Source organism: Flavobacterium sp. XGLA_31 (assembly GCF_051547105.1).
GTDB lineage: Bacteria > Bacteroidota > Bacteroidia > Flavobacteriales > Flavobacteriaceae > Flavobacterium.
The window spans coordinates 79,287-91,433 of sequence record NZ_JBPTTM010000002.1; the positions used below are offsets into that span (position 1 = coordinate 79,287).

The window sequence follows — 12,147 nt, forward strand, 5'->3', positions numbered from 1 at the left end:
TTGGTTTTATAGGCGATTTACAAAATTCTGCATTAAAGTTAATCTATTTTCAAACTCGGCTTGTAATTTTTTTCCGCTTTTTATTAATTCCTTTTCATAATCTTCAGCGATATAGTAGCTCTCTTCCAAACCTAAGATACCTATTTTATGTTTCAGCTTATGGACGCAGGATGCGGCTTGTTTCCATTTGTTTAAATGAATACTTAGGTAATATGCATCAATTTCAAGCGGCAACTCGTATTTGAGGGTGTCGATTAATTTCCGTTTGATGGTTTCATCATTGCCCGAAAGCTTAAGTATATAGTCAAGGTTAGGTTGTTCCATGTTTTTTTGGTAATTTGATATAAAAAGTAGTTCCTGTTCCCAATTTGCTTTCCATCCAAATTTTGCCTTTGTAATTGTCGACAATTCGTTTTACGATGGATAATCCTATTCCTGTTGATTGTTCCGCTTTGGAAAAGGATTGGAAAAGCTCAAATATTTTGTTTTGGTATTTAGCTTCAATACCGGGGCCGTTATCTTTTATAGAAAAAATGAAATGGTTGTCTTCTTCTGTCGATGCGATTTCCACTAACCCCTCTTTTTTATCACAATAGTTGACGGCATTACTGATTAAATTTTGGAATAGCTGTTGCATGCGGAACCGGTCAGTGATCATTTGCGGCAACTCATTGGTAATAGAGACGGTAATATTTTCAGGAATGTGGATGATTTCAATGATGTTTTGTACGACCTCATTCAGATTGATGGTTTCAGATACGGTTTTATGAGACTCTACCTTAGAATACGTTAAAATTCCCTGAATCAGATAATCCATTTTTTCCACTTTGTCTTCGATGAGTTTCAGGTATTGCTTGGTTTGCGGATTGAATTCTTTTTCGTTGTCTTCTTTTATCCAGGCAATTAAGGTGTGAATGCTGCGCAACGGTGATTTCAAATCGTGTGACACTACCTGGGCATACTCATTGAGGTATTCGTTTTGTTTTTCAAGTCGCTTGAGTAGCTGCTCTTTTTGAAGTTCCAATCTTTTTTGCTCTGTAATATCCAAATGTATTCCGATGGTTCCTATGATTTCACCGTTTACATTATAATTGGGAGCGCCACTGATTAGCCAGTATTTTTCCTCTCCGGCTTTGTTGTTGATGTTGATTTCATAGGAGTCAGAAATTCCTTTTTCACGTTCTCTGACTTTATCTTGTATGATAGTGTTTCCTTTGTTTTTTAAAAACAAATCAGTTGCATTTTGACCAATGAGTTCTGCCATTGTGTACCCGCTCATTTCAGTAAATGATTGGTTGGCCAATTGAATGACATCGTTTTTATCCACTTCAATCAGTCCCATGTTCATGTTGGCTATGATGTTACTGTATTTTTCTCTTTCGGCTACTAAGCTTTCCTTGTATTTCTTTTTGATGGTAACATCCTCGTAATTCCATAAGTGGCCATCGTATTTTTGGCCGCTTTTGATAGGGATGAAGGTGCGTTCAAAGATACGTCCGTCGGCAATTTCGACTTCTTCGGCGATAACCATTTCTCTCCCTTTAATGATTTCGTCCACTCGTGTTAAAAAAGCATCGGGGTATTTAAAGAAATCTTTTGTGCCTTCGGCCATCATTTCGCAGTCAAAGCCTTTCATGACTTCCGGTTCTACATCTATTCCAAACAGTTCACAGAACTTTTTATTTACCAGTACAATTTTTCGGTTTTCATCTTCTAATAAGATTCCTGACTGTAAATTGGCAATCAGGGAGTTGAGACGGTTTTCCGATTCAATTAACTGTTGGTTGAACTCTTTTTCAAAAGTAATGTCTTCCTCTGTAGCAAAAAATTTGATGACTTCACCGTACTTATTGTGGAGTGCCTGACCCTGAATACGGACCCAATATTTTTCTTTTGATTTGGTGTAATTGATAATTTCACAGCTGAAAGGCAATCCGTTTTTGATTTGGGCTCTCAAATAGTTGATAGTTACCGGATCGGTTTCGGGGCCTTGTAAAATGTATCCCGGTTTTTTGCCTAATATTTCTTCAAAGGAGTAGCCGGTCATGTCGATGAAACTGGAGTTTACCCATTCGGTTTCTCCTTTTTCATTGGTAATGATAACGGCATTACTGTTTTTCTCCGCTATGGATGATAGGAGTAAAACCTGTTCTTCATTTTGTTTTTCAAGGGTGATATCTTCAAATATGGCAAAGTAATACACCACATTTCCGTGTTCATCTTTAATGGGCTGTTTGGAGGTTTTGTACCAAAAGAGTTGTCCGTCTTTTGCGATGCTGGTATTCTCACCTTCAAAAATGATTCCTTTCTGAAACCCTTCAAACACTCTTTTTCTTTCGGCTTTGTCTTTGGTTTTGCAGGGACCGAAGTCCAGTATGTTTTTACCAATCAATTCTTCCAAAGGAGCTTTTACGATAGTAAGATAGGCTTCATTACACCAGGATATTTCTCCTTTTTGATTGAGTAATACCACGCCGTTTTTATTGGCACTGGCCACCAGAGAAAGTTTGTTTAGCTCTTCTTTATCTTTTTTAAGTTGTTTTCTCTGTTCGTCAATAGTGATTAACAGTTCTTTTAATTCCCGATTGTTGACTTCCTGATTTTTCAATACATGCAACAAATCCAATAAAGGATCGTGATAGGCAAAATCATGGAGTGTTAATTTGTTATCTACCACTTCTTCCATAGAAACAAACCAAGGTGACCCCACAAAAAGAAACCCGTTGTCATAGGGTTCAAATTGCCCCCGAAGTTTAAACCGACTCGCACTTTTGGTATTAATTACCACCAGTTGATTAATGTTTTTGATGAAATTTTCGGCTGTACTGTTTTCTAAAAATGGTCTTTTGATGGTAAAGTAATCTGCAAAAGGCCTGTTTTCTTTCAGTTCCGGGAGAATTTTAGACATGCTCTTCCCAAAGCTTTTGATATAAAGCTTTTCGTCAATTAAGATGTAAAACGGAAAAATGTTGTTGAACGTTTCTCCTTTTAAAATAAAGGGCTTGTCACTCATAATTTACCAACTGATTTTGAAAATTTCAAAAGCATCTCCTTTTTCTCTGGATTGTATTAATTCTATTGTGGTTTCCGTGTTAAATAATTTGCCTAATCCCTGTATTAAACCGCGGACAAAATCTTGCAGTCCCTCTCTTTTGGAAATGTAATGCAGCAGCAAACAGTTGTCACTGAGTTCTTCCACTTTAAACTCAGGGGGAGTCAATTTGGGATAAATCAAAATCACTCTATTGTGAAACAAGGGTAAATTTATTAAAAACTCTTTTAAATTAGTACCTCCGGACTCCATCAATCCTCCATATTTTTCTTTAGTGGTTTTCAGAACCCACCATTCTCCGAAAGCATGCAGCACTTCACTCAGCGGAATATTTATTTCTTCGGATACCGCACTCGCTAATTTAAAGGTTATTGCATCATCATACGCTTCATTACTGATAAAAAAATCAGGTTCAATTCCGCTTCTTTTATGGATTGCAGTCCATTTTTCTCTGCCGTAATTTGTTATTATTAAATCTTCAATAGCTTTATTTACTATACCATACATACATCATTTATTCTGAGATTAGCTCGTTGCAAGCCCAATAGTCTAATAACTTTTGGATGCGACTGACATAATCTTCATACTTCAGCGGTTTTAAAATATAACCGGCAATTCCTATTTTATAACATTCCAATACATCTTTATAGTTATTGGACGTGGTTAAAATAATAGCCGGAATATACTTGAGTACCGGGTCTTTTTTTAAAATGCTTAAAAATTCCAAACCATTGATTTTGGGCATGTTCAGATCTAAAACAATAATATCCGGAGTTTCATTTTTAGCCATTAAAATGTCTAAAGCTTCTTCACCGTTATTGGCCTCCACAATGTGATGGTTCATTTCAAGCGTTTTAATGACTCTGTTGAATTTCATTACTTCAATAGTGTCATCCTCAATCAAAAGTATTTTTAAAGGTTTCATGCTTTAACTGAGATTATGTGATTTCAAAAATAACGGAATTGCCTACCGAGGTCTGTATAATTCGTTAAATCGACATCAAGTATTGTTAAATGGTTTATAAATAAAGTCTAATGGTTATTTTTATAGGATGAATAAGAATAGTATTCTGTTCATCCCATTTGTCTATAGTTTATTACAAATTTAAATTTATTTTGCCCATTAGCACCATTACCAAACCATTTTTTTACTACTAAAAAAGGTTTTGTTGTCCGACTGATTTGGCAGAGAAGTGAAACGCTTTTATATCACAATTAAAGCAGACTCCGCTTTTCTACATCTGGAGAGCCTTTTTTCGACGTATGACCGTTTTTTTTAACACAGGCGCGACTGGTATTTAACACAGTTTGAAAAAAGCTTTTTCTATTTTTGCAGTCCCAAAACAAAACAACACCTACTTATGCCTTTTTCCACTGTTTTTGAGTATTCTCAAAGCATACATGCTCCTTTAGTCATTGAATATTTTTACAAAGGAGAAAAGATTGAAGATCCAGCCGCTTTTTTTGAAACCCATCCGGGACTCTTTGAAACGGTTTTTCCGTCATCGGAAGAGACATTGAACGCCATTAACAAAAACCTGATTTATTGCGAGACCCACAAACTGGTCATTTCAGAGTACGGATTTCATCTGATCCACCGTTAAATTCTACTAATAGCGGTAAAGAAATAAAGGATTGAGGAGAATTAATCTTAAAGGATGTCGGAGATAATAGCTACACCCTAACTGTAAATGCTATATTATTTAGTGATGGTAAACCTCAAAATCTAGTGACTCTGTATGTTTTTTGTATTTGCTTTTGATGCAATTTCCACTCCTTTACATAACGTGAAAATCACTGAAACAGCCATCTTCTTCTAAACATTATTCTTGATGTTGCATGGTCATCAGTAATGCAATACTAAGTTCGCGCATTTCACAAATAAAAGTTAAAGTTTCAAAAATGACAGTAATACTATTAAATTTGCAAAAAAAACAATCACATGAATACGGTGCTTACTCACCTGAAAATTCAGGTCAACGAAAAAATTTACGTAAAAGATCCGGAAACTTCAGCACTCGGAAAGAAAATCATTCAGGAAAGTATCTTTTTGATAGATGAAATTGGTTTTGAGGATTTTACATTTAAAAAATTAGGAGAGAAAATTGGTTCCAATGAAAGCTCACTATATCGTTATTTTGAGAGCAAGCACAAACTCCTGGTGTATTTATCATCCTGGTATTGGGGATGGATGGAGTACCGCCTCGCTTTTTCAACTTCCAACATAACGGATCCTATGGAAAGACTCAAAAGGGCTATTACGATAGTAACCGAAAAAGTGGAAGACGACTCTACTACAATCCACATTAATGAAGCGGTCTTGAACAGAATCATTATAGTGCAGTTTACCAAAACTCTTTTGACTAAGGAAGTGGACGAAGAGAATAAAGAAGGTTTCTTTTTGGTTTACAAAAGAGTTATTAACAGAATCATCGATATCATTCAGGAAGTGAATCCGAACTACGCTTACGCCAAAAGTTTGGCTTCCTCTATAGTGGAAGGGGCTTTGCATCAGCATTTTTTAAAGGATCATTTGAAAACCATTACCAACTGTGATGAAAATCATTCTCCAACCCAATTTTATATTGATTTGGTTCAAAAAACATTAAGTAAATAATTATGGCTCTGACTGCTTCTCAAAGATTGATAAACCTACTGAAATTGGATCGAAAAGATATTTCACAAATATTTTTTTATGCCTTGTTTGCCGGTTTGGTAAGTTTGTCCCTTCCACTGGGTATTCAAGCCATCATCAATCTGATTCAGTCGGGGAGGGTAACCGTTTCCTGGATTGTTTTGGTATTTATTGTAATTGCAGGTGTCGCTTTGGTTGGGGTCTTATCCCTGATGCAATTGCGCATTACAGAGAATTTACAACAAAAAATATTCATCCGTGCCTCGTTTGAATTTGGTTTTCGTTTGCCCAAAATCAAAACGGAGGTGCTGCACAATCAGTATCCGCCGGAGCTGGCCAATCGTTTTTTTGACACCCTCACCATTCAAAAAGGCGCCTCAAAATTACTGACTGATTTTTCGGCCGCTTTATTGCAGATTGTCTTCGGGATTACGTTGTTGTCATTGTACCATCCGTTTTTTATTTTTTTTGGTATTTTCCTGGTGATTTTACTCTATGCGATCTTCCGTTTTTCCTACCACTCCGGCTTGTCTAGCAGTCTCAAGGAGTCCAAATATAAATATAAAGTGGTCAGTTGGTTGCAGGAAATGGCCCGAAACAATTTCAGTTTTAAAAAGGCTTCGAACTTCGATTTTGCTTTAACTAAGAATGACCGTTTGGTTTCAGAGTATCTGTCTAATCGGGAAAAGCACTTTGGAGTCATCAAGAGGCAGTTTACACAATTAATCCTTTTTAAAATCATTATCACCTCTGGTTTGCTACTGATTGGCGGGTATTTGGTGTTGAACCAAAAGATGAACATAGGGCAATTCGTCGCCGCTGAAATCATCATTTTATTGGTCATCAATTCCGTTGAAAAAATTGTAATCGGATTGGAAACTCTTTACGATGTGTTGACTGCTGTTGAAAAGATAGGACAGATAACCGATTTGGAAATAGAGCAGACCAACCCAAATCCTTCCGATTTTTGTTATACCAACATCCAATTGGCTGCAGAAAACTTAAGTTATAAGTTTCCGGATGCCAGCGATTATGTTTTGGAAAAAATTAACCTGACCATAGAGCAGTCGGAGAAAATCTATTTGGAAGGATTGAATGCTTCGGGAAAAACGACTCTCATTCGTATTTTGTGTGGCTTGTTGCAACCTACTTCCGGTTCGCTTTACATCAATGATGATACCTATAGGAAAATAGATTTGGAGCAATACCGTTCGCAAATCAGCACCATAATTATTGGCGAAACCCCATTTGAAGGAAGCTTATGGGAAAACATAACTTTCAATAACCCATTGATCTCTCAGGAAGATGTGAAATGGGCCATAGAAAGTGTTAAGCTTGGAGACTTTGTCAAATCGTTGCCAAAAGGATTGGATACCAAAATTTCTCCCGAGGGCAAACAACTTTCTTCCTCCAATGCCCAAAAAATTCTCTTGGCCCGCAGCATCATTAACCGACCTAAAATTTTATTTTACGAAGATGCTTTAGACAAAATGGATGCTGATGCAGCTCAGGAAGTCATCGATTTCATCACTTCCAAGGCGAACCCTTGGACACTGGTTGTTTCCTCCAAAAATGACTATTGGAAAGCAAAATGTTCTCGAATCATTACGATGCGGGAAGGAAAAATCATTAACGACATCAAAAAATAATCGATATGCTTAACATTTCAAATAACAATCGAATTGGCGACAGCATAGCAAAATACAGTACATTTCAAACACTGAGCAATCGACCGCACTATAAAATTTTAAATAGAATTATCTTAGGGGTTTCACTTCTGGGATTGCTGATACTGTTTTTACCTTGGACACAAAATGTTTCAGGAACCGGAGCAGTGACCACTTTAAAACCCGACCAAAGACCCCAAACCATTCATTCGGCCATAGCCGGGCGAATTGAAAAATGGTATGTTAAAGAAGGTGATTTTGTGCAAAAAGGCGATACCATTCTTTTTATTTCGGAAACCAAAGAAGATTATCTCGACCCCAACTTGGTGCAAAACACCGAAAGCCAATTGAAGGCCAAAGAGCTTGCCGGAAAATCTTATGGCGGAAAAGTAACTTCGCTCGAAGCTCAAATTGCAGCCATTCAAAATGAGCGCCAACTGAAACTGCAGCAAGCCCAAAATAAAATCAAACAATCCCGCCTGAAAGTGAAGAGTGACAGTATGGATTTGGTTGCCGTAAGAACCCAAATAAAAATAGCAACTACCCAATTCAATCGTTCCCTGGCGCTGCATAAAGAAGGTTTAAAACCCATGACCGATGTAGAGGAAAAGCGTTTAAAACTTCAGGAAGCGGAAGCCAAAATCATTACTCAGGAAAACAAATTGTTGGCGAGTGAAAACGAATTTATTAATGCCAAAGTCGAAGTAAACCGCGTCATGGCCGAATACAATGAAAAAGAGCAAAAGGCACGAAGCGATCAATACACGGCATTGAGTAGCCAATATGACACCGAAGCGCAAGTCAACAAACTCAAAAATCAATACACCAATTACCAAATCAGAAACGGTATGTATTACATCAAAGCGCCACAAAGCGGCTATGTCAATCGTGCGTTACAATCCGGTATTGGTGAAACCCTGAAAGAAGGAACTCAAATTGTTAGCATTATGCCGGCCCAATATGATATTGCTGTGGAAACTTTTGTATCTCCTAATGATTTACCGTTGTTACACAAAGGAGAAAAGGTTAGAGTTTGGTTTGACGGTTGGCCTACTATTGTTTTTTCGGGTTGGCCCAACATGTCGTATGGAACGTATGGCGGTAAAATAGTGGCTGTAGAAAACTTTATCAGTGATAACGGAAAATTCAGAGTTTTGATTGCTCCGGATGAAAAGGATGCACCATGGCCAAAACAAATCAGCATCGGTTCGGGTGCACAAACCTTAGCCTTATTGGACAATGTACCGGTTTGGTTTGAAATTTGGCGAACGCTCAATGGCTTTCCGCCGAATTATTACCAACCCAAAAATAATCTTCAAAAAGAGAAAAAATAATGAAATCAATACTGCTTAGTTTTCTGTTTTTGGGAGTAACCACTTGGAGTCAAAATACCAACAAAGAGTTGACTTACAATGAGTTTTTGGGCTATGTAAAAAAATACCATCCGGTGGTGAAAAGCGCCAATTTAAAACTCAACCAGGCACAGGCCAATCTGATGATGGCACGCGGAGGATTTGACCCTAAAATGGAAGTTGATTTTAAACAAAAAAAATTTAAAGACAACGAATATTATTCCATACTAAACAGCAGTTTTAAAATTCCTACTTGGTACGGGGTAGAGATTAAGGCGGGATTTGATAACACCGATGGTATTTACCTTAATCCTGAGAATAAATTACCTAATCAAGGCTTAACATCTCTGGGAATATCGGTTCCGCTGGGACAGGGTTTGTCAATCAATCAGCGTATGGCTGACTTGCGCAAGGCTAAAATTCAAATCAACTTAAGCAAAGTCGAACGCAACTTGGCGGCAGTTTCAGTTTTGTATGATGCCTCGTTGGCCTATTTTAATTGGAAGCGAAATTTCAACGAAGTCAAATTATACCAAGACTATTTGGCCAATGCGGAAATACGCTACAGGGGAGTAACCCGGTTAATCGAACAAGGAGATAAACCGGCTATTGACAGTATTGAAGCCGGGATTATTGTACGCAACAGACAATGGAGTCTGGAAGAATCCCGTTTAAAACTGGCAAAGTCCCAATTGGAATTGGCCAACTTCCTTTGGTTGGAAAACAACGTACCGTTAGAACTACAAGACGATATGATACCGGAGGAAAATTTGGCTGCGACCATAAAAGAAACCTTGCGCACTAACGATTTGATGCTTGAGAATCCAACACTCGAAAACCATCCGAAAATTTTGGCCTTAACAAACAAAATCGAAATGTTGGAAGTAGAACGAAAATTGAAAGCCAATATGCTTTTACCTAAAATTGACTTGGGCTACTCCTACATATCGAAACCGAGTTATATAGACCATTACCGATTTCAAGATTATAAAGTAGGCATGAATTTTTACTTCCCGATTTTTTTACGCAAAGAACGCGGAAGCCTGCAATTGGCAAAATACAAATTACAAGAAACAAAATTTGATTTGGATTTGGAACGTGTCCAATTGACTAACAAAATCAAAGCCCAACAAACAGAAATTGCTTCTCTGGAAAAGCAACGTCAGTTAATTGAAAGCTTGGTTAATGATTACAATGCGATGCTGACTTCTGAGGAACGACTGTTTTCCTTTGGTGAAAGCTCTGTTTTTTTGGTCAATTCCCGTGAGAACAATTTGGTGGCGGCCCAACTATCAAAATTACAACTGGAAAATCGCTTTTTCGAGTCCAATGCAGCTTTGTTTAGAATCATGGTCAATACACAGGAGGACTAAATTTAGTTTCCTTTTGTTGGTCTGCTGCACTACAAAACTACTCCTCATAACACTCGTAAAAAAATAATTTTTTATCGTCTTATTGTATTTTTTCTAAAAAGAAACAGTAATTTTGTTTAACAATTATTTGTTATAATTAAACAAAACATGCCTGCCCAAAAAATTTTTTCAGCGACAGCCATTGACCGGATTATTGAAATGGCTTGGGAAGATCGCACGCCTTTTGACGCCATTAAATTCCAATTCAATTTGTCTGAAGCGGAAGTAAAAGCGTTGATGAAAAGAGAATTAAAATTCAGCAGCTATAAGCGGTGGCGCGAGCGTGTTGAAAATTGCAAGACAAAACATTCCGCCAAACGTGTCGAAGGAATTGACCGTTTTAAATGCAATTTACAACGGGCTATTTCCAACAATAAAATCTCAAAAAGAAGATAACTTCAATCTTTCTCATTGGAAAAAAAACAAATCAATATTGTATGGTTTAAAAGGGATTTGCGACTCACTGATCACGAACCCTTGTTTATGGCGCAACAACAAAAGAGGCCCATAGTATTACTGTATTGTTTTGAGCCTTCGGTAATGAATTATGATGATGCCGATATTCGCCACTGGCGGTTTGTCTACGAATCATTACAAGATATGCAAAAGAGTCTGCATGAGGCCTCGGCTGTGCTCCATATTTTTCATCAAGAAGCCGGTTTTGTTTTTGAAGTCTTATCCGATATTTACGATATAAACACCGTTTTTTCACATCAGGAAACGGGCAACCGATTGACTTTTGAGCGCGATATCGCAATTCAAAACTTTTTTAATAAAAAAGGAATTATTTGGCAGGAATACCAAACCAATGGTGTCATTCGCAAACTGAAAAATCGCGATAAATGGGACGAAAAGTGGAACCAAACCATGACAAGTTTTCCCAAAACAGCCAACTTAAAAAAAGGTGTTTTTTTAAATTTAGAACCGACTTTTTATGAGACTTTAAAAGGAGAAAAGTTACCTGTTGCCATCACTACTGGAAATAAAAATTTCCAGCAAGGTGGCGAATATTGGGCTTGGCGGTATTTGGATAGTTTTATCAAAGAGCGCTATGTGAATTACAGTCGGCACATTTCCAAACCTCATTGGAGCCGAAAAGGCTGCAGCCGCTTGTCACCGTATTTGACCTACGGCAACATTAGCATGCGCATGGTGTATCAATACACCATGCAGCATTATAACCAATCTGCTAAAAAAAGAGCGCTTTCCAACTTTATTTCCAGATTGCATTGGCATTGCCATTTTATTCAAAAATTTGAAACCGAATGTCGCATGGAGTTTGAAAATATAAATAAAGCGTTTGATGTATTGGTAAAACCCAAAAATGAACTCTATATCCAAGTCTGGCAAGAAGGAAAAACCGGAGTGCCCATCGTAGATGCCTGCATGCGTTGCTTGGTTGAAACCGGTTATATCAACTTCAGAATGCGCGCCATGGTGGTCTCATTTTTTGTGTTTAACCTTTGGCAGGATTGGCGGGAGTTACATTTTTTAGCGCGACAGTTTTTAGACTACGAACCCGGTATCCACTATCCGCAATTGCAAATGCAATCGGGTGTGACCGGAATCAATACAGTGCGAATTTACAATCCCGTTAAAAACTCGGAAGAACATGATCCCGAAGGTATTTTTATTAAAAAATGGGTACCGGAGTTGACGAACGTACCGCCTCATTTGCTGCACGAACCTTGGAAATTAAGTTGGATAGACCAACAATTGTATCAATGCGAAATAGGGAAGGATTATCCGTTTCCGATTGTTGATATCGAAGCCACCCGAAAGCAAGCGAGCGACATCATTTGGAGTTTCAGAAAAAAGGATGACGTGAAGCAAGAAGGCAAAAGAATTTTGAAAAAACATGTAAACGCAGCCAAACCAAACAAAACATCCCATGCGAAAAGTAAAAAAACAAAACCTGCCCAGTAAAATTTGTGTGGTATGCCACCGCCCTTTTTCCTGGAGGAAGAAATGGGAAAAGGTATGGGACGAAGTAAAATATTGCAGTGACCAATGCAGAATGCATAAATAA

General features: G+C 37.7%; 12 protein-coding genes. 8 read left to right on the forward strand and 4 right to left on the reverse strand.

Translation table 11 applies throughout. The features are described 5' to 3' along the window. Window positions 1-6: 6 nt before the first annotated feature. Genes ACSVH6_RS04325 through ACSVH6_RS04340 form a run of 4 tightly spaced genes read right to left on the reverse strand, consistent with a single transcriptional unit; the run spans window position 7 to window position 3,977 of the window. Window positions 7-324, reverse strand: a complete 318-nt coding sequence (locus ACSVH6_RS04325) for an Hpt domain-containing protein (RefSeq protein ID WP_438075940.1) — start codon at window positions 322-324, stop codon at window positions 7-9. Further along, the gene (locus tag ACSVH6_RS04330) at window positions 311-3,013 is read right to left on the reverse strand and encodes a PAS domain-containing protein (RefSeq protein WP_438075941.1); all 2,703 of its coding nucleotides are present in this window, start codon (window positions 3,011-3,013) and stop codon (window positions 311-313) included. Before ACSVH6_RS04330 ends, ACSVH6_RS04325 begins: the two co-directional genes overlap by 14 nt. 3 nt (window positions 3,014-3,016) lie before the next feature. Next, window positions 3,017-3,559, reverse strand: coding sequence for a heme NO-binding domain-containing protein (locus tag ACSVH6_RS04335; RefSeq protein WP_438075943.1), 543 nt, complete (start codon window positions 3,557-3,559; stop codon window positions 3,017-3,019). 7 nt (window positions 3,560-3,566) lie between these two features. Further along, window positions 3,567-3,977 (reverse strand): response regulator, encoded by a 411-nt coding sequence (locus ACSVH6_RS04340; RefSeq protein WP_438075945.1) that lies wholly within the window; start codon window positions 3,975-3,977, stop codon window positions 3,567-3,569. 436 nt (window positions 3,978-4,413) lie between these two features. On the opposite strand from ACSVH6_RS04340, the gene ACSVH6_RS04345 reads away from it, so the two are divergent. The 8 genes from ACSVH6_RS04345 (at window position 4,414) to ACSVH6_RS04380 (ending at window position 12,147) form a co-directional block, all read left to right on the forward strand. After that, window positions 4,414-4,656 (forward strand): hypothetical protein, encoded by a 243-nt coding sequence (locus ACSVH6_RS04345; protein WP_438075947.1) that lies wholly within the window; start codon window positions 4,414-4,416, stop codon window positions 4,654-4,656. A gap of 338 nt (window positions 4,657-4,994) precedes the next feature. After that, the gene (locus tag ACSVH6_RS04350; protein ID WP_438075949.1) at window positions 4,995-5,669 is read left to right on the forward strand and encodes a TetR/AcrR family transcriptional regulator; all 675 of its coding nucleotides are present in this window, start codon (window positions 4,995-4,997) and stop codon (window positions 5,667-5,669) included. Window positions 5,670-5,671: 2 nt separating this feature from the next. Next, window positions 5,672-7,336, forward strand: coding sequence for a peptidase domain-containing ABC transporter (locus tag ACSVH6_RS04355; protein WP_438075950.1), 1,665 nt, complete (start codon window positions 5,672-5,674; stop codon window positions 7,334-7,336). A 5-nt stretch (window positions 7,337-7,341) separates the two neighbouring features. Continuing rightward, a complete protein-coding gene (locus ACSVH6_RS04360) occupies window positions 7,342-8,688 on the forward strand; it encodes an HlyD family secretion protein (protein WP_438075952.1) in 1,347 nt (448 codons plus the stop codon). After that, the gene (locus ACSVH6_RS04365; RefSeq protein WP_438075954.1) at window positions 8,688-10,079 is read left to right on the forward strand and encodes a TolC family protein; all 1,392 of its coding nucleotides are present in this window, start codon (window positions 8,688-8,690) and stop codon (window positions 10,077-10,079) included. The genes ACSVH6_RS04360 and ACSVH6_RS04365 overlap by 1 nt, the downstream gene beginning before the upstream one ends. Before the next feature lie 147 nt (window positions 10,080-10,226). Then, window positions 10,227-10,514 (forward strand): TIGR03643 family protein, encoded by a 288-nt coding sequence (locus ACSVH6_RS04370; RefSeq protein WP_438075956.1) that lies wholly within the window; start codon window positions 10,227-10,229, stop codon window positions 10,512-10,514. 87 nt (window positions 10,515-10,601) lie between these two features. Beyond that, window positions 10,602-12,044 (forward strand): deoxyribodipyrimidine photo-lyase/cryptochrome family protein, encoded by a 1,443-nt coding sequence (locus ACSVH6_RS04375; protein ID WP_438075958.1) that lies wholly within the window; start codon window positions 10,602-10,604, stop codon window positions 12,042-12,044. Further along, window positions 12,010-12,147 carry a DUF2256 domain-containing protein gene (locus ACSVH6_RS04380; RefSeq protein ID WP_438075960.1) on the forward strand — a complete coding sequence of 46 codons (138 nt, stop codon included), beginning with the start codon at window positions 12,010-12,012 and terminating at the stop codon, window positions 12,145-12,147. Before ACSVH6_RS04375 ends, ACSVH6_RS04380 begins: the two co-directional genes overlap by 35 nt.

Excerpts from the sequence above, each read along its gene's own strand:
- ACSVH6_RS04325 (WP_438075940.1), bottom strand. The coding sequence starts at position 324 with ATGGAACAACCTAACCTTGACTATATACTTAAGCTTTCGGGCAATGAT.
- ACSVH6_RS04330 (WP_438075941.1), bottom strand. The coding sequence starts at position 3,013 with ATGAGTGACAAGCCCTTTATTTTAAAAGGAGAAACGTTCAACAACATT.
- ACSVH6_RS04335 (WP_438075943.1), bottom strand. The coding sequence starts at position 3,559 with ATGTATGGTATAGTAAATAAAGCTATTGAAGATTTAATAATAACAAAT.
- ACSVH6_RS04340 (WP_438075945.1), bottom strand. The coding sequence starts at position 3,977 with ATGAAACCTTTAAAAATACTTTTGATTGAGGATGACACTATTGAAGTA.
- ACSVH6_RS04345 (WP_438075947.1), top strand. The coding sequence starts at position 4,414 with ATGCCTTTTTCCACTGTTTTTGAGTATTCTCAAAGCATACATGCTCCT.
- ACSVH6_RS04350 (WP_438075949.1), top strand. The coding sequence starts at position 4,995 with ATGAATACGGTGCTTACTCACCTGAAAATTCAGGTCAACGAAAAAATT.
- ACSVH6_RS04355 (WP_438075950.1), top strand. The coding sequence starts at position 5,672 with ATGGCTCTGACTGCTTCTCAAAGATTGATAAACCTACTGAAATTGGAT.
- ACSVH6_RS04360 (WP_438075952.1), top strand. The coding sequence starts at position 7,342 with ATGCTTAACATTTCAAATAACAATCGAATTGGCGACAGCATAGCAAAA.
- ACSVH6_RS04365 (WP_438075954.1), top strand. The coding sequence starts at position 8,688 with ATGAAATCAATACTGCTTAGTTTTCTGTTTTTGGGAGTAACCACTTGG.
- ACSVH6_RS04370 (WP_438075956.1), top strand. The coding sequence starts at position 10,227 with ATGCCTGCCCAAAAAATTTTTTCAGCGACAGCCATTGACCGGATTATT.
- ACSVH6_RS04375 (WP_438075958.1), top strand. The coding sequence starts at position 10,602 with ATGGCGCAACAACAAAAGAGGCCCATAGTATTACTGTATTGTTTTGAG.
- ACSVH6_RS04380 (WP_438075960.1), top strand. The coding sequence starts at position 12,010 with ATGCGAAAAGTAAAAAAACAAAACCTGCCCAGTAAAATTTGTGTGGTA.